Annotated in this window: 14 protein-coding genes, 2 tRNA genes and 1 pseudogene; 10 read left to right on the top strand and 7 right to left on the bottom strand. The window is 36.2% G+C overall.

What is annotated here, in order from left to right:
• The first annotated feature begins 11 nt into the window (after positions 1–11).
• The 6 genes from QNJ66_RS13810 (at position 12) to QNJ66_RS13785 (ending at position 6550) form a co-directional block, all read left to right on the top strand.
• Entirely contained in the window at positions 12–1685 is a 1674-nt protein-coding gene (locus QNJ66_RS13810) for a hypothetical protein (protein ID WP_300507875.1), read from the top strand.
• Between the two features lie 36 nt (positions 1686–1721).
• Positions 1722–2870, top strand: coding sequence for a hypothetical protein (locus QNJ66_RS13805; protein WP_300507873.1), 1149 nt, complete (start codon positions 1722–1724; stop codon positions 2868–2870).
• A 4-nt stretch (positions 2871–2874) separates the two neighbouring features.
• Positions 2875–4173, top strand: a complete 1299-nt coding sequence (locus QNJ66_RS13800) for a vWA domain-containing protein (RefSeq protein WP_300507871.1) — start codon at positions 2875–2877, stop codon at positions 4171–4173.
• A gap of 283 nt (positions 4174–4456) precedes the next feature.
• Positions 4457–4578: transfer RNA gene (locus tag QNJ66_RS13795), tRNA-OTHER, on the top strand.
• A gap of 207 nt (positions 4579–4785) precedes the next feature.
• A tRNA-Arg gene (locus QNJ66_RS13790) sits at positions 4786–4905 on the top strand.
• Between the two features lie 37 nt (positions 4906–4942).
• Complete coding sequence (locus QNJ66_RS13785) at positions 4943–6550, top strand: TROVE domain-containing protein (RefSeq protein WP_300507870.1); 1608 nt, start codon at positions 4943–4945, stop codon at positions 6548–6550.
• Between the two features lie 44 nt (positions 6551–6594).
• On the opposite strand, the gene QNJ66_RS13780 is transcribed toward QNJ66_RS13785, so the two are convergent.
• The 3 genes from QNJ66_RS13780 to QNJ66_RS13770 form a co-directional block, all read right to left on the bottom strand.
• On the bottom strand, positions 6595–8304 hold the full coding sequence (locus tag QNJ66_RS13780) for a choice-of-anchor I family protein (RefSeq protein WP_300507868.1): 1710 nt from the start codon (positions 8302–8304) through the stop codon (positions 6595–6597).
• A 312-nt stretch (positions 8305–8616) separates the two neighbouring features.
• Complete coding sequence (locus QNJ66_RS13775; protein WP_300507866.1) at positions 8617–8895, bottom strand: PepSY domain-containing protein; 279 nt, start codon at positions 8893–8895, stop codon at positions 8617–8619.
• Positions 8896–9169: 274 nt separating this feature from the next.
• Positions 9170–9496, bottom strand: a complete 327-nt coding sequence (locus QNJ66_RS13770) for a hypothetical protein (protein WP_300507865.1) — start codon at positions 9494–9496, stop codon at positions 9170–9172.
• Between the two features lie 284 nt (positions 9497–9780).
• On the opposite strand from QNJ66_RS13770, the gene QNJ66_RS13765 reads away from it, so the two are divergent.
• The 4 genes from QNJ66_RS13765 to QNJ66_RS13750 all read left to right on the top strand — a co-directional run bounded on the left by QNJ66_RS13765 (position 9781) and on the right by QNJ66_RS13750 (position 15859).
• Positions 9781–11898: an NACHT domain-containing protein gene (locus QNJ66_RS13765; RefSeq protein ID WP_300507863.1), complete on the top strand. Its 2118-nt coding sequence runs from the start codon at positions 9781–9783 to the stop codon at positions 11896–11898.
• A 187-nt stretch (positions 11899–12085) separates the two neighbouring features.
• Complete coding sequence (locus tag QNJ66_RS13760) at positions 12086–12853, top strand: SDR family oxidoreductase (protein WP_300507861.1); 768 nt, start codon at positions 12086–12088, stop codon at positions 12851–12853.
• Between the two features lie 608 nt (positions 12854–13461).
• On the top strand, positions 13462–15525 hold the full coding sequence (locus tag QNJ66_RS13755) for a prolyl oligopeptidase family serine peptidase (protein WP_300507859.1): 2064 nt from the start codon (positions 13462–13464) through the stop codon (positions 15523–15525).
• A 28-nt stretch (positions 15526–15553) separates the two neighbouring features.
• On the top strand, positions 15554–15859 hold the full coding sequence (locus tag QNJ66_RS13750; RefSeq protein ID WP_300507857.1) for a DUF3082 domain-containing protein: 306 nt from the start codon (positions 15554–15556) through the stop codon (positions 15857–15859).
• A gap of 139 nt (positions 15860–15998) precedes the next feature.
• Here QNJ66_RS13750 and thiO read toward each other — a convergent pair whose 3' ends face one another.
• From thiO to QNJ66_RS13730, 4 genes and pseudogenes are all read right to left on the bottom strand, one after another.
• Entirely contained in the window at positions 15999–17966 is a 1968-nt protein-coding gene (gene thiO, locus QNJ66_RS13745; protein ID WP_300507855.1) for a glycine oxidase ThiO, read from the bottom strand.
• 532 nt (positions 17967–18498) lie between these two features.
• Positions 18499–19521 (bottom strand): ATP-binding cassette domain-containing protein, encoded by a 1023-nt coding sequence (locus QNJ66_RS13740; RefSeq protein ID WP_300507854.1) that lies wholly within the window; start codon positions 19519–19521, stop codon positions 18499–18501.
• A 68-nt stretch (positions 19522–19589) separates the two neighbouring features.
• Positions 19590–19994 (bottom strand): 4a-hydroxytetrahydrobiopterin dehydratase, encoded by a 405-nt coding sequence (locus tag QNJ66_RS13735; RefSeq protein ID WP_300507852.1) that lies wholly within the window; start codon positions 19992–19994, stop codon positions 19590–19592.
• Positions 19995–20105: 111 nt separating this feature from the next.
• Positions 20106–20255: pseudogene (locus QNJ66_RS13730) on the bottom strand (RNA-guided endonuclease TnpB family protein); the annotation flags it as partial.

Genomic DNA, 20255 nt, shown 5'->3' with positions numbered 1-20255 from the left:
TACACAACAAAATGATGCTAAATAAACAAGCTAAAATCTATGAATTTTCGAGACAATTTCTAGAACCCAAATGGTCAGATGTTTTTAATCAGTATGTTACCACGGGGTTTGATAAAGAGATTGGATGGGAAAGCAAAAAAGTTCCCAAAGATATCGTTAATGTTGTTCATAACCATTTATTGCGTATTAATGATAATTATCCACCCGGAGAAAATGATATTGCTTTAATTGCCAGAGAACTTAAAAAGTATGCTATTTTAGCAGTAGCAACTCGTTTGATGGATGACCGACATCGTCCCTTAGTTGCTTATCGTTATTTCTGGTTAAAAAAAACAACCAGAGAGCAAAATATAGATGGAGTTGGAACTTTATTAAAATGGTGGTTAAATCAGTGGGAAATTGATAATTGTTTATACTATGAATTAAGACCTTCTGCTGAAAATAAAATTAACAATAAACCTTATTCAACATCTTTTTTATTTAAAACCGATTTAATTCAAGATTTTGGTTACGAACAGTTATTTAAAGATATAAAAACAAGAAGTGATCAATCTCAAGGTAATTTAGTTATTCCTCTTCAGTATCATCTTGAAGACGAACCTTTTCACACCTTAGCATTAATTTTAAATCGAGAATATAAAGTCCCGTTAAATTGGGCTTATAATGTTAATAAATTAGAACATCCTGAAAAATTCACCCTTATTTATTCTCAAGGTAATTTAATTGTTAATGATCTCAATCAATCTTATCAAAGCTTTTCTGATGATAGTTTATCTGATGATAGTTTATCTGATGAACAATTCACAGAGACTAATCTTAAGCGATGTTTAATGGCAATAGCTAAGAACAAAAACTTAGAAAATAATTTTTTCAAATTAAGTAACTATTTAGAACAAATAGATAGTCATAATTGGCACTGGGAAAGCATCATAGACCAAACTTTTCTTGATACCTATGAAGATATTAAAAATGCTAGATATAGGGGGTTGATCGCGATTCTGATGCCTTCTGAACAGGTATTTGAATGGTTATATTGGCTCAAAAAACAGAATAATAAAAAATTTTTTTTAGCAGGCATTAAAATTCAAGACAAGTTAATAAATTTTTTAGAGAAAGAAAAAATAATAGACAAAACTGAAATAGAAAAAAATATTGATAGTATTATTATTGAATTGTTGCTAGAAGAATCTTTAAGTGAGAAAAGGTCTTACCTCCTAAAAGAAAAAGAATATCTATTTATTAAGTCATCAACTTTTTGGAAAAAATATATTCGAGACTGGGGAGAAATTTTATTTTATAAAATTTCTTTTAATCCTTCATTTAAAAAGGATAAACTATCTCAAAAAATATCATCTGACTTTGAAAAATTAGATGATAATCATCCTCTTGCATCAGAAAAAAAAGATTACTATGAATGGATGGGTAGATTATTTGCACAAGTTGAAATGTATAGTTTAGCTGCTTTTTTTTATCAATTAAGTTGGGGAGAAATTCCCAAAGATATTTATAAAAAAGCTGATATAAGATGGAAATCTTATCAAAAAAGTTCTCGTACATCCGGTTTACTCAAACTCCATATATCTGACCTAAGAGACGACTTAGGATTTGTATTAGCTGATTTATATTTAATCTTAATTGAAAAAATATCAGCTTTGAATATCCCCTTTTTTAGAAAGATGCGCTAAAATCACAGTAGCCTGAAATATGGAGTAGTGAATGTTTTGAAAAGCTTATTCTCACGTTTCCCCAAAATCTTATTCTATAGTTTAGCTGGTGTTACTGCAGCTTTATTTGCCTGGAATATTGCTTTGCTATTCTTAGTTTATCCCATTAAGTTTATTTTAACAACTATTTCCCAGAACCAAATTCCTTCTAACCTGGAAAATATTTTATTTCACATCAACGAAGTTCTCTTACCAGAGATAGTTTTATTTCCTATAGTAGCAGTTGTTTTAAGTGTATCATTAGTTTATACTGCTATTTATTTAAGTAATCCAACTCACGATAAAGCCAATAAAAGAAACAGAAAAGATTATGTCTATATGGCTTTAAAAATGGGGATTGTAACAGGTGGTATATCTGCCATTGTTATTCTTATATTATATCAATTGATTTCTGGCTCTGTTATAAGAGTAGTTAGTTGGTTGATTATTGGATTAGGAATAGGATTAGCAGAAGGACTTTGTTGGTACTTTTTGACAACGGAAGGATCTAGTTCTTTGACAAAAAATAGGCTAATAAAATCACCTATGTTTGGTGGAATAGCTGGATTTATAGCTGCTTTATTAATCGAGTCAATTCCAGAAACAATTAAATTAGGAGGATACGAAGAACCATTAGGATTTATTATTTTAGGAACTTGTTTGGGACTATCCTTAACCTTTTCTACCACTCCTGCTTATCAAGTTGCACTGAGAGCAGGTCGAGGTTTTGCAATAAGTGATGAAAATGTAGATAATCAAAAGCCATATCCAAAAATAATTGATAGTCAACAAAATAGTTCAGGATTCACTTTTGTTCCTTTCAAATATATTGAAACAAGACAAACTAAAGACTTAATTGAAGAAGGATTATCGATTCAACTTCCTACTAAAAATAATTTCACTATTGTCATTGGCTCTGCCAAAGGTTCACATATTTGTTTACCTGAAACACCAGCAAAAGTAGCAGAGTTAATTCTAGAAAATAAACAATGGAAAATTAAATGTTTGGCTAAAAGTAAAGTTAAAATACAAGCAAAATACCTATTAGAAAATAGCCGACCCCAACCATTACATCATAATCAAATACTGACTTTTTACTATGAACAAGAAAAAGACAAATTTTACCGTTTTATTTTTTATGATCGCTTCCTTGATCCCAGTACCTAAAAAAATGAATTTACTTAATCAATCAACATTAATATTAGTCACTATTCTATTTAATATTTTTCCGTTACCAGCTTTTCCTAATTCTAATACAGTGGAGATAGTTCGAGGTAGTTCTGAGCAAGATAATGTTACTTTAAAAGTGAGAGTTGTTGATGATCAAAGAATTCCCATTCGAGGACTAAACCCAGAAGACTTTAAAGTTAAAACGATTCTTCCTGATGGAACAGAAGAGATACTAAGAGATATTGAATTAATACGACCAGAAAAAGCTAAACCTGATCCTACTTATTTAGTTATCCTACTAGATATGAGTGGTAGTATGAAACATAAAGATGATTCTGGTGTAAAGAAATTAAGAGGTGCAGTTGATGGAGTACAAGTATTTCTTGAGGCCATTGAAGCACAAAACCTTCCTGTTGAAATTGCTCTGGTTCCCTTTGGAGAAGGATGTGATAATAATTATAGAGTTAGCCAAGAAATTATTAAGGAGAATTTAGAATCAAGTCCTTATCCAGAAACAAAGTCTTATCTTAACAACCTTGCTAAAGTTAAAGTTTGTGCTTCAACTAATCTCTATCAACCTCTTACTGAAGCAGTAGAGTTTTTAGGAAATGAAGAGCGTTTTCAAGCAGATTCCTCAGAAATTGTACCACGATTAGGGGTCATTTTATTTACGGATGGATTTGATGCAGATCCTAACCGCAACCGTGAAGAAAAACGATTTCAGGAACTTAAAAATATTATAGAAGAATATTCTTCTAAGGTGACAGTTCATGCAATGGGATATGGAGAGTCTTTATCCACAGTTTATAATCGAGCTACTTGTGATTATAATTTATCAAAAGAGAGGCAAACCGTTAATAATCTTCTAGAATGGTGTCGAATTAGCGGACAAGATATCAGGGAATTTATTGTGGATGAAGATCGCTTACAAGAAATTGCTCAAACGACACCAGGAGGGATTTCCCGATTTCCTAGAAATGCACAAGAAGTCATCGATAGCTTAAACAAATTTTTAACAACTCTACGAGAATATGAAATTACCTATCAACAACCAAATGCAGAAAAAGCTGGTTCTTATGAAACCCAAGTGATAGTTAACTCAGAAACTCACGGGTTAGTTAACCTTGCTTCTAATACTAAAACCATCCGATTTAAAAACTTTTCCTATCAACCTCTACCTTGGTGGGTACATCTGTTATTTTTAATAGCAACAATAATCATTGGTAAAGTGGGAATTAACCAATTCAAGGAATGGAGTGAAGACTTAAAACAACAAGCTAAAAGAAATCTCAATTCTTAAATCGGAGTTTGGAGTATTTAACAAAATGTTTGCAGAAGTCCTCACCTATAAATTCTCAAAAAATATCAATGGTGCAAGATGTCAGTATAATTATTACACTACAACAATAAGACAAAATATAATAATTGTGTTACAATACTACAAGAAAAGGCAGGAAGGTTCCTTGTTTGCTCCTTGCCCAATCAGGCCGAAAAACGAGGATTATCGTTGGTAATGATGCTGAAAGGTGTTAGAGGGTTCAAATCCCTCTCCTGCCGTCTTTTTTTTAGACATAGTTAACCACGACGGAGGAGCTTCCATTGGTACGAAGGGTTTAGAAAATCCCTATTCATTCCTTGCTTTTTAAGCCGAAGAATCAGGGTTATCGGGACTAAAAGGTTAGGGGTTCGAGTCCCCTCTCCGTCATCAAAAAAATTTCTAGCAAAACCCTTGACACTTTTTGTAGTATGTATTATAAATGTAGTATATAGTTGATTATGAATGAGGAAAGTCCGATGGTATAGCATCTTAATTTATCCTTATTCAGCCCTTGCCTTCTAGGCCGAAGAATGAGGGTTATCGACTTAAAAACTAAGACTGTTGGGGGTTCTAGTCCCCCCTCCGTCACCACTTGGCGAAGTAGTTCAAACGGACAGAACATTTATCCTTGTTCATCCCTTGCCCTTTGGGCCGAAGAATGAGGGTTATCGACTTCTAATCGAAAGGTTGTGGGTTCGAGTCCCACCTTCGCCGTGTCTTTTTTTTGCCAAAACTGGCCGAGGAGATAAAGATGAATTATCAATTTTTTACCCGTAAACAAAAAGGAACGCCCCAAAACCAACCTATCCCTGGACGAGAAGCAGAAATGATTCAAGGGAGATCCGGCGGTTGGATGTTTGATGCTGGGTTGTGGAAACTATTACGGCGTTGTCTCCTCACCGGCACTGCAAAAAGTACCTATTATGCTGGAAAACGGGAATTAACGGACGATTTTATCCATGTTCTCAAACAAGGGGTTAACAGCGATCCGGGTTTGGTTGCTTCTGAGATACTTTACGCCAGTAATGGACGTTCTATTAACAATAGTGCGCCATTGTTAGGATTAGTTTTACTATCTATGGGTAAGACTCCTGAAGCAAAAGAAGCTTTTAGGACTATTTTCCCCGAAGTTGTCCGCACTGGTAGCCATTTTTATGAATGGTTAAGTTATACCAAATCTTTGCGAGGGTTTGGCAAGATCATCCAAGAAGTGGGAACGCAATGGTTATCACGGGAGGATGTTAAAGGGTTGGCCTATCAACTATTAAAGTACCAACAACGGTATGGTTTTTCCAACCGAGATGCGTTGCGTTTATTTCATGTTAAACCCCCCACCGATGAGCATCAACAGCTATTTAACTGGGTGGTGAAGGGATGGGATAATTATTTACCCGAGGAAATACCTTCTGAAGCATTAACGCAGATATGGTGGTACGAATGGTTAAAACATCATCCCGAGCAAACCCATAAGGCGATCAAAAAAGGTCGTTTAACTCATGAAATGGCTGCTCCTGTGGGAAAAATGGACAAAAAAGCCTGGCAACTGCTGTTTAATGAGATGCCTATTGGTGCTATGTTGCGTAACTTAGGATCTTTGACGGAGTTGGGGGTATTACGAGGGGATGAAACCGAAAATATCGATCGCGTAGAAAAAGTTCTTAATGATGTTAACCGTCTCAAAAAAGGGCGTATTCACCCTATTGATGTGCTAAAAGCCCTAAAAACCTACCAGTCTGGGGGAAAACTGGGACGTAGTAAGAAAAACTGGCAACCAGTTCCTCGTATTGTGGAAATATTGGACAAAGCGGTGGAGTTATCTTTTGATATTGCGAAACCCACAAGGAAAGTGTTTCTTCATGCGGTAGATATTTCCGGATCGATGTCTTGGGGTGTGGTGGACTCGGTTGGGTTAAGTTGTTGCGAAATTGCCACAGCGATGGCCTTAGTGACGGCTAAAGCGGAGAAAAACTACACAATTCGGGGATTTTCTACAGAATTTATCGATTTAGGTATTTCTCGAAAGGATAGTTTTCAATCTGCTTTGAAAAAAACTAGCGATCGCAATTTTGGGGGAACTGATGCCAGTGTAGCTTATAATTGGGCGATCAAAAATAAGTTTAAAGCAGATGTAATCTGTTTTTGGACTGATAGTGAAAGTTGGGCTGGTTCGAGTCATCCTTCTCGAGTCTTAGCCCGATATCGTCAAAAAGTCAACCCCAAAGTTAAGGCGGTTTATGTTACTTTAGCCCCTTATGGTATTAGTTTAGTTGACCCGAAAGATCCTTTATCTTGGGACTTAGGAGGGTTTGATCCAGGGACACCTCGGTTGATTCAAATGTTAGCAACCGACCAACTTTAATGGTTATTTTAGGGGTCAACGGCCGTTGACCCCTAAGTTTTAGACTAGGATTTTACTTTGGAATTTTTGCCAGAGAATTTGGCTTTTAAAGTACCAACAATTCCTAACATCATTAATCCTAAAATAGAACCGGGTTCAGGGGTGGTCACAGAATAAATAGAAGTGTTACCGCTTTCTTCATTGGTTAAAACTAATAAAGATTCACCATTGGGACTATCTTCACCAGGGATAAATAATAATCCTTCCGGGCTTAAATCTCCTAAAGCTGTGTCATTTATGTATTCAATAAATAAGGGATTTAAGGGATCAGTAACATCATAAGTCATAAATCCACCAATGCGTTCTAAACCGATGAAAGCATAGATGTGATCGCCGATCATACCAACGGTTATCCCTTCGGGTTCTGGCCCTCTGTTATCACTACGAGTATCAAAACCACCTGTGCGGTTAGCATTGAAAATATCAGGGACTAAAGCAGCAGTAATTTGCTCAAAATCATCCCCACTATCAAATACTAATTGTCCGTCACTATTCCAAATAGAAAAGGAACGGGTTCCGAAAGCATAAAGTTCATCAAAATCACCATCACCGTCCGTATCTCCAAGGGTATTGGTAACATTAAGACGGCCTAAAACTTCATCAGTTTGTAAGGTAGCAGCATCAGGAAAAGCGGTGGGATCAAGGGTTAAATCTCGAACTCTGTTTTCTTCGTTAAAAATATCACCTTCTTCATCATTAGGAGGAGGTAAAACATCGTCATCGCTAGGACGCGCGCGCGAATCCCCTTCGTTAGCGGTGACATAATAAGTCTCATCTCCTACCTGATAAGAAGCGATGGTATCTGGTTGGTACATTCCGAAAACTGGCAAATTTTGGATGTTAATCTCACCATCGTCATCACTCGCATCTAAACCATTGCCGGGTAAACTATGGTCTTTGAACCCAAGGGCAACAACATCAGTAACCATCGCTGTGGCAATATCTACTACTGCAAAGGCGTTATTTTCTTGCAAGGTGACAAAAGCAGTTTCTCCGTCGGGAGAAACGGCGATGAATTCTGGTTCCAAGTCTCGAGAAGCTGAGGCTGTTTGGTTTGGATCACTGGGATTATCTATATCTAATCCAAAAATTCTCACGCCACTAGCTCTTAAAGCGTCTTCTTGTCCATTAAAAGCGTTAAAATTAGCGGTACTAACGTTGGTTTGGTTTAAATTGCCAATACCACCTGAAAGGTCAATAACACTAATGGAACCTTCTGGATCAATAGTATAGTCTTCATTGGGTTCCCCTTCATTGGCTACTAAGACTTTTGAACCATCTGGAGTAAAGCTTAACGAATCCGGTAATGCGCCAACAGTAACGGTATTGAGAAGAGTTCCTGTAGTATTAAAGAAAGCTACTGTACCAGGATCAGTTGCGGTATTCGCTTCAACTGCCACTGCCACGACACCATTTTTAACGGCAACACTATTAACTCCGCCACCAAAAGTATTCAAGTCAATAAAACTAGAAAGGGAAGGATTTTGAACATCACTAATACTAACAATGTCTATCCGATTTTGAGCAGCATTGGTGATATATAGCTGTTGAGATGTGGGATCATAGCTTACGATTTCTGCTGCTTCTTCTAGTCCTGTTTCATAACTTCCCTGACGGGTGATATTTAAAGCATTGGCTGAGGGAACGCAAACCCCGAAAAATAAAGTAGCAGGAATGACAGTAAAGGCAAACTTTTTGATAGCGTTAGCGGTCATGGGAAGCAACATATTCTAGATAATGAATTTGATAATTACATTGTGAGTATAAGTCATATTTACCTTAAATTTTTCAGTATTTTATTTGATAAATAATTCATATTTTTTTCTTAATCAAACCATAACTATTAGACCATACTAACGTGAGTTAGGAGTTAGGAGTTATAAATTTTTTAACGAGAGAATGAAGGTTTGAGACTTCTGATTTGAGTTAGTTTTCTCGAAATTTCCTTATATCAAACTCAGGTTACTATGTAAGATTAACTAAGATATTTTTTTTGTTTTTATGATTTTTTAATGAATGAAAATAGTTCAATTATCAGGACGGGTTCGTAACCACATAATAGTTCCTGTTATGCCTAACATTAATAAACCAAAACCATTTAAAAAGGGGTAAATCATTTCTAAGTTAATGCGTCCAAATTTTCCTCGATGTAATTCTAATAACCAAATAAAATTATCAGCGTTTCCGGTTACTACTGCTATTTGAAATAGGGTTCCTGTGATGACAGTTAAAAGTAAAGGGAAAATCATCAAAGGCGCAATTTTATAATGCAGTTGACGTAAGTAATTTATATTAATTCGATTCATATACCAGTTACCAGTGTCATTTCATTTATCATTTAACATTTATCATTTGTTTGGAAGTAGGCTTGAAACCAAAATGTTCAATGTTCAATGTTCAATGTTCAATGTTCAATGTTTGGTCATTCCGAAGTAAGAGGAATGTCCTAAATGTTTTATAGCGTTTTTCGGATTCATGAGGTACACCTAACACCTGCCTCCTGCCTTCTGCCTCCTGCCTTAAAGCGATAACCTCTGTACCTCACAAGTATGGAAACCGCTATAATATTAACATATAATTTTAGATTTTTTGTTTAATAGTTTTGAGAATAATAGGACTAGAAACCATTAATAAAAAAACTAATTCTGATGCTTGAGGAATTAAATTAAATTGATTGGTTTCTTGTAATGTAACATTAATTGTTTTATTCTCTATTTCTTGAGTATTTTGAGTTTCAGGAGTTGGAGAAGATTGTATTTTTTCTTGTTCTATTTTTGTGCTTTTTGGTTCAGGACGACTATGATCATGTCCACTATGAGATAATGTTGGTTGTGTAGATGAACAAAATACAACTAAACCTATAACAGTTATAAACAAGGTTATTTTTTTGTTGGTTAATTGATTCATAATAAAGATTTTAGAGTTTTTTCAACTATAGCACTATCTGCTATGCTTAAAGCGTTAAACAGATTTCTCGTACCTCCGAATGACACTAATAACTGATAACTGGTCATTTCATTTAACATTTATCATTTATCATTCGTTTGGAAGTAGGCTTGAAACCAAAATGTTCAATGTTCAATGTTCAATGTTCAATGTTCAATGTTCAATGTTTGATAACTGCTAACTGATAATAAGTTTTGAGCTATTATAATGATAGATATTGTTCAATTTTCAAACATAATTTACAGATGCTAACAGGTTTAGAACCCATTATAATTGATACTGCTGCAAAAAGTATGACAGGAGTTGTTATTAAGACAGCTTGGACTCAAGGTAGTAACTTTTTATCTCGGTTTGCTAAAGGTTTAAACGAAAATACTAGAAAGTTAATTTATAACGCAGCACAAGAATATGTTAAAAATTATAGTAACCGTAATGGTATTCTGAAAGTTTTAGGAATGAGGGAACCTGTTAACTTAGATGATATCTATACAATGGTTCGTTTTTTGCCTAAAGATGAAATAATAAATTTTGCTGATATTTCTAGTTTAGAAGAGAATTATCGTAGCAGTAATAAACGTAAATATCGCAGTGAGAAAGGAGATACTAAGTCAGGAATAACTGTTGCTAATGAACAACAATATTTGATGGTAATAGGGGAACCGGGAGCAGGAAAATCAACTTTTTTAAGAAAAATGGGTTTAGAAGCTTTAAAAAGTAGAAAGGGTAGTTATAAGCATTCTTGTATTCCTGTCTTTATTGAACTTAAAAAATTTACAGAAGAAGACATTAATATCAAAAAGATGATTATCGATGAATTTGATATCTGTAAGTTTCCTGAAGCAGAAGAATCTGTAGAAAAATTGCTAGATAAGGGTAAGTTATTAATACTCTTAGATGGTTTAGATGAAGTGCCTACAAAAAATCTGGATCGAGTTATTAATAAGATTCAAGACTTTGTAGATAAACATGATAAGAATCGTTTTATTATTTCTTGTCGTACAGCAGCTTATAATAACTGGTTTCGTCGCTTTACTGATGTATTAATGGCAGAATTTAATGATCAGCAAATTGAGCAATTTATCAATAATTGGTTTAAAACAGAATTAGATAGAGAAACAAATACAGCAGAAAATTGTTGGAATTTATTACAAAAAGATGAATACAAAGGAGCAAAAGAATTAGCTCAAACTCCTTTATTATTAACTTTTCTTTGTTTAACCTATGATAAAACTCAAAGCTTTCCTAATAACAGAAGTGTTTTGTATCGGAAAGCTTTAAATATTTTGTTAGAAGAATGGGCATCGGAAAAACGAATAAAAAGAGATCCTATTTATGAAGGTTTACATACGGAGTTGGAAGAAATTTTATTAGCAGATATTGCTTACAATAATTTCCAAGAAGATAAGTTATTTTTCTATGAACAAGATATTATTGAACAGATTAAAAAGTTTTTATCAGGAAATCTCAATGCCCCGCAACATTTAAACTGCAAAGCTGTATTAAATGCCATCGAAGTACAACAAGGAATTTTAGTAGAAAGAGCAACAGATATCTATTCTTTTTCTCACCTTACTTTACAAGAATATCTCACAGCACAATATATTCTTGATCATAATTTAATTAGTAAATTAGTCAGCAATCATATAACTGAAACTCGTTGGAAAGAAGTGTTTATATTGGTTGCCGGTTTAATGCGTGGTGGGGCAGATCAGTTATTATTATTGATGGAAAATGAAACAAGAAAATTCTTACAAACCCCTTTAGGCATGGAAAAGTTAGTGCCTTTATTAGAGTGGGGAGAAAGGATGACAAATGGATCAGCAGGAGAGATGAAACCTCTGGCAAAAAGAGCGATCGCCTACGCCTATGCCAATGCCTACCCCTACGACAACGCCTACGCCAAAGCCTACATCAAATCCTACACCAAAACCTACATCAACGCCTACGAAAACGCCTACGCCAACGCCTACTTCTGCGCCTACGCCGACACCTACACAGACACCATCGCTGAAGCCATTAATAAATTTATTAAACTTGCTAATATCTTAAAGAAAGATAAGATTTTTAATGAGATTAACTACTCTCAATTACTCAGTCAACTAGAAGTATTAAAAACACAGATTCCTGATGATGAATTGTCTAGAGAAGTTCGTATTAATTTTTTAAAAAATATTGATCAAATCTGGAATAATGCTTTTCATCTTACTCCAGAATTAATAAATCTCAGAGAAGAAGCATTAGAAGAAATTGATGATCACTATTTTTATATAAACTGGTTAATGCTTCAATGTAAAGACGCTGCGGTGAATGTTTCTCCTCAAACTTGGGAAGGAATAGAAGATAGAATGTTACGAGTAATTTAATTCAGTTAGCAGTTTTTTCAGTGATCAGTGATCAGTGATCAGTTACCAGTTAAAATATGATTTTTGGGGAGTTAAATGTTAATAAAAAATACTAACTTTTGATTTCTGATTCAGATTTTCTGTTTTGAGATTAAGACTTATGTTAAGCTTGATGGAATCAAATTTCTGGGAGTGAAATCTAAGCAAAATGAGCCAAACAGGTAAATTATACGATAGAATTGCAATTGTTACAGGGGCAGCCTCTGGATTAGGAAAAGCAATCGCTGAGGGTTTGAGTGCAGAAGGTGCAAAAGTAATGATCGCTGACATACAAGAAGAAAAAGGCAAAATTGTCGCTAATAGCCTCAAAAATAGCATTTTCTGTGCAGTTGATGTTAGTGATCCTACTCAAGTTGAAGCCATGGTAAAAAAGGCAGTTGATCACTACGGAAAAGTTGATATTGTTGTCAATAATGCCGGAATTCCTTCAAAGCAAGCACCCACTGCCGAAAGTTCCCTAGAAAATTGGCGTAAGGTGATGTCAATTAACTTAGATGGGGTTTATTTTGGCATGAAATATGGAATAGCAGCTATGGTAGAAAAAGGAAATAAAGGTGTTATCATAAATATGGGTTCTACTACTGGAATGGTAGCTTTTCCTGATATTGCTCCCTATTCTGCGGCAAAAGCAGGTGTAATTCAATTATCAAAATGTGCTGCTATTGAATATGCTTCTCAGGGAATTCGTGTTAATGCTATTTGTCCTACTGTTGTTAATACGCCTTTAGTTGAAGAACATATTAATAATAGCGATGATCCAGAAAAAATGCGTGAAGCTTTCAATAATCTTAACCCATTACCAGGAATGCCAACCCCTGAAGATGTCGCCGCGACGGCCGTTTTTCTTGCTAGTGATGAAGCAAAATTTCTCACAGGTTTAGCATTACCAGTTGACGGGGGTTATACTGCCCGTTAAAATTCAATTTGATGTTTTAATTGGGATTATTTGTATGCTTAAAAATCAAAAAGTAAAGAAAATAATTACTTCGTGATTTTTAAGTAATAACTCATCAAGATGTTACAATATCTTTGGCAGACATGAAACTATTTTAATTCTTAGATAGTGGTTTAATTAGTTCGTTTAAAGTTTATTGTAATTCTATTCCAGTTATGCCATTATTCAGTAGTTCTAATAGTGGTGAATCGGGAGCATCCCATTTTTGCCAAAAACTTATTCTTGGAGTTTGACGGGGAGAGGGGGAGATGGGGAGACGGGGCGAAATTAATCAGATCAACTATTATCAATCAAGGACAATTTGCAACTTTGGGATGCTCCCGGTGAATCTTAAAATTGTATTCGTAGGGGCTTAATAATATTAAGCCCAATAAGGTTATTATACCCTTATAATATTCCAATGTAAATAGAACAATCTTTAATGATCTTAAGCATTCAAATAGCTTATATTGCTTGTTAGAATCATCAACTATAAATTAAACTTCTGACTTCTGACTTCTGACTTCATTCAAACCCCTACGGGATGATAAAATTATAAATAGTCCTTATGCTTACAAAAATAATTAAAAATGTCACCCAATTTTTCTTATCCTACCACACCACAACAAGACGTTATTGATATTTATCACGGTGTAGAAATAAAAGATCCTTATCGTTGGTTAGAAAACCCCGACTCAGAAGAAACTAAAACATGGATCTCTGCTCAAAATAAACTTACTTTTGACTATTTATCTACTATTTCAGCAAGAGAAAAAATAAAAGAACGTTTAACAAAACTATGGGATTATGAAAAGTATGGTATTCCCTTCAAAAAAGCAGATAGATACTTCTATTTTAAAAATAATGGGTTACAAAATCAAAGTGTTTTATATACTCTCAAAAATCTTGAAGATCAACCCACAATATTATTAGATCCTAACACCTTATCCACAGATGGAACTGTCGCTTTATCCGGTTTATCTATCTCAGAAAATGCTCAATATTTAGCCTACGGTTTATCCATCTCGGGATCAGATTGGGTAGAATGGAAAGTGAGAGAAATAGAAACAGGAAAAGACTTATCAGATCATCTCAAATGGACTAAGTTTACAGGGACATCATGGACAAAAGATAATCAAGGTTTCTTCTATAGTCGCTATAATGAACCCAACGAAAAAACCAAACTAGAAGATACAAACTACTATCAAAAACTCTACTATCATAAGTTAGGAACTTCCCAAAACGAAGATGTATTAATCTATGAACGTCCCGATGAAAAAGAATGGGGTTTCAGTGGAAGAGTTACCGAAGATGGACAATATTTAATTATTAGTGTTTGGCAAGGAACCGATCCCAAAAATCTCATTTTTTATAAAAATTTAAGCCAAGAAAATAGCAAAGTAATTGAACTAATTAACCAATTTGAAGCTAACTATAGCTTCATTGATAACGAAGGTTCAATCTTTTATTTTCGTACTGATTTAAACGCCCCCAAAGGCAAAATTATTGCTATTGATATTAACAACTCAAACCAAGAAAAATGGCAAGAAATTATCCCAGAAAATAACCAAGCTTTGAAAGGTGTTGGTATCTTGAATAATCAATTTATTTGTAATTATCTTCAAGATGCAAAATCCGCTATTAAAATTCATGACTTACAAGGTAAATTTATCAGAGACGTAAGCTTACCTGGAATTGGTTCAGCAGGGGGATTTAATGGCAAAAAAGAAGACACTGAAACCTTTTACTCTTTTACCACCTTCACCACCCCTACGACTATTTATCGCTATGACATGGTAACAGGAGAAAGTGAAATATTTTGTCAACCCACTGTATATTTTGAACCTAATAATTACGAAATAAAACAAGTATTTTATGAGAGTAAAGACGGAACCAAAATCCCTATATTTATTACTCATAAAAAAGGACTAAAACTAGATGGGAACAACCCCACATATCTCTATGCTTATGGTGGCTTCAATGTTTCCTTGACCCCTATTTTTTCCATTAGTAACCTAGTTTGGATGGAAATGGGAGGAGTTTACGCCGTTCCCAACCTCAGAGGAGGAGGAGAATATGGACAAGAATGGCATCAAGCAGGAATGAAAGATAAGAAACAAAATGTCTTTGATGACTTCATTGCTGCTGCTGAATGGTTAATCAAAAATAACTATACTTCTTCCCAAAAATTAGCCATTGGAGGCGGTAGTAATGGCGGTTTATTAGTTGGTGCTTGTATCACCCAAAAACCTAATTTATACGCCGCAGCATTGCCAGCAGTTGGAGTTTTAGATATGCTACGTTTTCATAAATTTACAATCGGTTGGGCTTGGTGTCCAGAATATGGAAGTTCCGAAAACGAAGAAGAATTTAAGACACTTTTAGCCTATTCTCCCTTACATAATTTAACAGCAAATACAGCCTATCCAGCTACCATGATTACTACAGCAGATCACGATGATCGAGTCGTTCCAGCACATAGTTTTAAGTTCGCTGCCGGCTTGCAAAATGTTCATAATGGAGAGAAACCCGTCTTAATTCGGATTGAAACAAAAGCCGGTCACGGTGCAGGAAAACCCACCACCAAACTAATAGAAGAAATTGCCGATAAGTGGGCATTTTTAGTTGATAATTTAGGCTTTAGTATGCTATAATTAGATGTAGAATATTGTAATTTTTTCTATGAGTGATCCCTCAGAAAAACCCGACCCCAAAAAGCCAACCCCTAGTAACTGTTTAACAGGGGCGGCCATTTCTGGGGCGTTAGGTTATGCACTCTACAACCTAACCGGTTCAATTATCCAAACTTTTGCCAGTAAACCCTTAACATCTTCTAACCCTTTAGTGTTAAGAATTGGTTCATTAGTGAGAACTTTAGTAACTGGTGTCGCCTCATTAGGAACATTTGTTTTCTTCTTTGTTGCCTTTGGTTTAATATTATTAGCCATTCAATTATTATTCCAAAAAGAAAAGACAACAGAAAACTAAACAACTTTTAGGGGTTTCATTCCAAATCCCCTTGCCATACCCCCTTTTAAATTCCATAGCTTACAACTTGAAAACCCTCCTGCCCCCTGCCCCCTGCCTCTTCTAAAAGATAAGATGGGTTTGACAACAGGATTTAGTATCAGACCACAGTTCCAGTTAAAGGAGAACTAGCGATCGCATAATCTTTAACAGGTATTCTGCCGCTCAAATAAGCCAATCTACCGGCAACCGTGGCCATTCCCATAGCCTTCGCCATCAACACAGGATTTTTAGCCAAGGCGATCGCACTATTAATCAACACCGCATCTGCCCCCATTTCCATCGCTTGGGAAGCTTCGCTAGGGGTTCCGATGCCGGCATCAACCACCACAGGAATATTTGCCTCTTCGATAATAATCTCAATATTAGCCTGGGTGCGAATACCTTGACCGGAACCAATAGGAGAACCCAAAGGCATAACCGTAGCGCAGCCAACCTCCTCTAAGCGTTTAGCTAAAATGGGATCAGCGTTGATATAAGGTAACACGGCAAACCCTTCTTTAACTAATATTTCTGCTGCTTCTAAAGTAGCGATGGGGTCAGGTAATAGATATTTAGAATCAGGAATCACTTCTAACTTGACAAAATTATTGTCTTCTTGTCCCAATAATCTCGCCATTTCTCGCCCTAACCTAGCCACCCTAATAGCCTCTTCTGCTGTCTTACAACCAGCAGTATTAGGTAACATCCAAATTTTACCCCAATCCAAAGCTTCCGCCAAACCTTCATGTCCGGGGGCCTTAGTTTGCACCCGTCTTACCGCTACCGTCACTATCTGGCATTCACTGGCCGCCACACTTTCCTGCATGATGGGAATACTGGGGTATTTTCCAGTTCCTGTCATCAACCGTGAATTAAACTTGCGTCCAGCAATAATTAATTGATCTGGGGAGGATAAACTGCCGTTACCGTTGTGACCATTGATAGTTTTGGGAACAGGATAAGCATTAAAAGAGTTCATAGGTGCAGGAGGAGGAGGAGAAGGTTGAGTATGGAAGCGATCGCCTTTAAAATTGTTGAGTAGGGGATCTATTTGTTGATTAATAACTAAGTCTGCAATGAGAGAAGCGGTAACAGGTGCCAGTAAAATACCGTTACGATAATGACCGGTGGCCAAAATCAGATTATTGCAACCATAGTGACCCAATATAGGTAATTGATCGGGAGTTCCTGGACGATAGCCCCACCAAAATTCCTCAATTTCCCAGTTAGCGATGTCAGGATACAATCTAGTTGCCCGTTTAATTAAAGTTTCGATTCCTTCGGGGGTGTTATGAGGAGTCCAACCCACATCCTCAGAAGTTGCACCAATAATTAAACGTCCATTCTGACGGGGGACTAGGTAGGTACTAGGACCATAAAGAACCCTTTGTAGGGGATAGGGTTCATTGGGGGTGTGAGGCATCTTCACCGCTAACATTTGCCCTTTGACGGGATGCACAGGAAGGGGCAGTATTTGACTAGCCCAAGAACCATTAGCGATAATGTAGCTGTTGCCTGATAGTTCCCCTTGATTGGTTAAAATGCTGGTAACTTGACCCTGTTTTTGCTGTAGGGTTTGAATGGTTACACCGTCTCTAACATTTACTCCCAGTTGTTGTGCTGCTTGCCGTAAAGCTTGCATCACCTGACGGTTATCTACTTGACCATCTTCGGCATACCACCAACCACCTACAACGTCGTCTCCTAAACCTGTCTGGTAGAGATTAATTGCCGTTTTATCCAACCATTGACCCTGGTTATGGTTGCGAACATCAACCGTAGGGAGATCATAGACTGGGGCGAGAATACCACTAGGATTATAACCGAGATCCAGTCCTGTCAGGTCTTGTAATTTTCGTACCCATTCAGGATATAACCAACGGGACTTTAAACATAAATCTAATAAAGGGCCTGGGGGTAATTCTTCGGCGTTGGGGGCTAACATTCCTGCTGCTGCCACCGAAGCGGTTTGAGGGAAGTTACGATTACAAACAGTAACAGACGCGCCCCGCAGTTTTAGATCCACTGCGATCGCCATCCCGATAATACCACCGCCAATGATAATAATGTCGTTTGTTGCGTTCATAATTTTTTTTGCGTATTTTCACCCCGCCTTTTTTACTTTAACCTGTTTTCGGCTTTCATTTATGGGTTATCACTGTTTTGAATATGGAAATTTTCTTTAAGAAAATAAAACCGATGTGGGGGCTTAATATTATTTATTGGTGTCAACTTAAGGGTGAATTGTTATTTATTGATTGTCATTGCGAGGGAGGTTAATTAATACTAGAACCTGATTTTTCTTTATTTTTCTTCATTATCCTCCCGAACCAATCTTTATTTTTCTAGTTGTGTTAAAGATTGCTTGGGAGGGAGGTGTAATTAATTCTTAAACCAAGCTTCAGTAACAGTTTTTACTCCTCGCAATGACAGTTTATCTTTTTATTTTTGTTTAAGTTAAACGACGTATTGAAAAATTAGTCAACAAACCGTAAAACCCTCTCCCCACACTCCCCACACTCCCAGTCTCCCAGTCTCCCCACACCCCCCACACTCCCCAGTCTCCCAGTCTCCCAGTCTCCCCGTCTCCCACACTCCCCGTCTCCTGCTATAACTGTTTAACTCATTTCTTGTTTCTTTTCTTTTTTAAGATCCCGACTACCTGCGGCAGCTAATTCTGCATCCATTAAAGTTTTTCCTGTAGCTGCTAAATAAACATCATCGAGACTGGGACGAGACTGGGCTAAACTGAATATTGGTAAATGATTTTCTGTTAAGGTTTGCTCAATTTTACTCAAAGAATTACTACCAGTTGTCACAATTAAATTAAGGGAATTTCCTTGAGAGGGATTAATAATAATTTCCTCTACAAAAGGCAAGGTTTCTAACACCTGTTTAGCTTTTTCTGCCTCTGATAAAGGAGAAAATTCTTGAGTACGGAGGGTGACGCGATCGCCTCCTAAACGCTCTTTTAGTTGAGAAGGACTACCTTGGGCAATCACTTCTCCTTGTTCAATAATTGCTACATTATCGGCTAAAGCGTCTATTTCCTCTAGATAATGACTGGTAATTAAAACCGTTGTTCCTGCTGCTTTTAGTTGTTTAAGAAAGTCCCAAACAATGAAACGACTTTCAATATCTAATCCTACGGTTGGTTCATCTAATACTAACAGATCCGGTTGATGCAAAAGTCCGGCGGCCAAATCTAAACGTTTACGAATACCTCCTGAGTAGGTTCCTGTTTTGCGATCGCTGTATTCTTCTAAGTCTAATAAGTTTAATAATTGTTCAATTCTTGTTTTGGCTGCTTTCTTTGGTAAATGATACAAAGCTGCTTGTAATTCCAACAATTCTCGCCCTGTTAACATTTTATCTATGGCTACTTCTTGGGCAACATAACCCAAACGATTTCTCACTGTTTTAGGGTCTTTTAATGCTGAAACCCCTTTGACTTCAATTTTACCTTGATCGGGCTTTGCAAGAGTGCATAAACAGCGAATTGTGGTGGTTTTACCTGAACCATTGGGTCCTAAAAGTCCGAATATTTCTCCAGTTTCGATAGTAAAAGAAATATTTTTCAGGGCAACAATAGAACCATAATTTTTTTTGAGGGAGTCGATTACAACGATAGGATTATTCATGATTTTGTTTTATTTCTAGATAATGCTTTAATTTGTTTTTAGTTTATTCTTTAAAAGATTAATATTAGTTATTTCTTAGCAAGTTCATTTGCTTTTTTTGCTAACTCTACATCCTTCATAGTAATGCCACCTGAGTCGTGGGTTGTTAAATCAATGGTGACACGATTATAAACATTAAACCACTCAGGATGATGTCCCATAGATTCAGAAACTAAGGCAACACTAGACATAAAACCAAAGGCTTCTACAAAAGATGAAAATTGGAATTTACGATGTAATTTACCTTCTTTTATTGTCCATCCTTCCAATTGATTTAAAGCTGTTGTTAATTCGTCAGCCGATAATAGATTAACCTTACTCATAACCATTCCCTGATCAACTTTAGCCATCACAGTAGAAGAATAACTAAAAGGATTAATAGTGCCAATCATAATTATTAAACTAACCATTAAAATCAACAAAAATCCTTTCATATTTTCCCTAGCTTCTCATGACTTCTTCTTTTTTAGGATAGCAAAATCTAATCAGACAATCTACAATTGTCTTAAGATAAATATTTTTGTGACATCCTCCCACGCTAACTGCTAAGCAGTATAGCGTGGGCTTCCCGACTCACGACGGGATATTTCTGCCCACAGGGGTATCCCCCTACGCCAGTTATCTAGGCTCATCACCCCCGACACCTCGACTTGACAGACGGTTTCCTTTCCTCTGAGTCCCAGAGTAGTAGTTTC

The organism is Crocosphaera sp. (assembly GCF_030064895.1).
Lineage (GTDB): Bacteria > Cyanobacteriota > Cyanobacteriia > Cyanobacteriales > Microcystaceae > Crocosphaera.
This window is presented reverse-complemented; position numbering and strand designations above follow the sequence as displayed.

Bases quoted from the DNA above. Each gene is read 5' to 3' on its own strand.
- QNJ66_RS13765 (WP_300507863.1), top strand. From the start codon at position 9,781: ATGCTAACAGGTTTAGAACCCATTATAATTGATACTGCTGCAAAAAGT.
- QNJ66_RS13800 (WP_300507871.1), top strand. From the start codon at position 2,875: ATGAATTTACTTAATCAATCAACATTAATATTAGTCACTATTCTATTT.
- QNJ66_RS13780 (WP_300507868.1), bottom strand. From the start codon at position 8,304: ATGACCGCTAACGCTATCAAAAAGTTTGCCTTTACTGTCATTCCTGCT.
- QNJ66_RS13775 (WP_300507866.1), bottom strand. From the start codon at position 8,895: ATGAATCGAATTAATATAAATTACTTACGTCAACTGCATTATAAAATT.
- thiO (WP_300507855.1), bottom strand. From the start codon at position 17,966: ATGAACGCAACAAACGACATTATTATCATTGGCGGTGGTATTATCGGG.
- QNJ66_RS13760 (WP_300507861.1), top strand. From the start codon at position 12,086: ATGAGCCAAACAGGTAAATTATACGATAGAATTGCAATTGTTACAGGG.
- QNJ66_RS13740 (WP_300507854.1), bottom strand. From the start codon at position 19,521: ATGAATAATCCTATCGTTGTAATCGACTCCCTCAAAAAAAATTATGGT.
- QNJ66_RS13735 (WP_300507852.1), bottom strand. From the start codon at position 19,994: ATGAAAGGATTTTTGTTGATTTTAATGGTTAGTTTAATAATTATGATT.
- QNJ66_RS13785 (WP_300507870.1), top strand. From the start codon at position 4,943: ATGAATTATCAATTTTTTACCCGTAAACAAAAAGGAACGCCCCAAAAC.
- QNJ66_RS13810 (WP_300507875.1), top strand. From the start codon at position 12: ATGATGCTAAATAAACAAGCTAAAATCTATGAATTTTCGAGACAATTT.
- QNJ66_RS13750 (WP_300507857.1), top strand. From the start codon at position 15,554: ATGAGTGATCCCTCAGAAAAACCCGACCCCAAAAAGCCAACCCCTAGT.
- QNJ66_RS13770 (WP_300507865.1), bottom strand. From the start codon at position 9,496: ATGAATCAATTAACCAACAAAAAAATAACCTTGTTTATAACTGTTATA.
- QNJ66_RS13755 (WP_300507859.1), top strand. From the start codon at position 13,462: ATGTCACCCAATTTTTCTTATCCTACCACACCACAACAAGACGTTATT.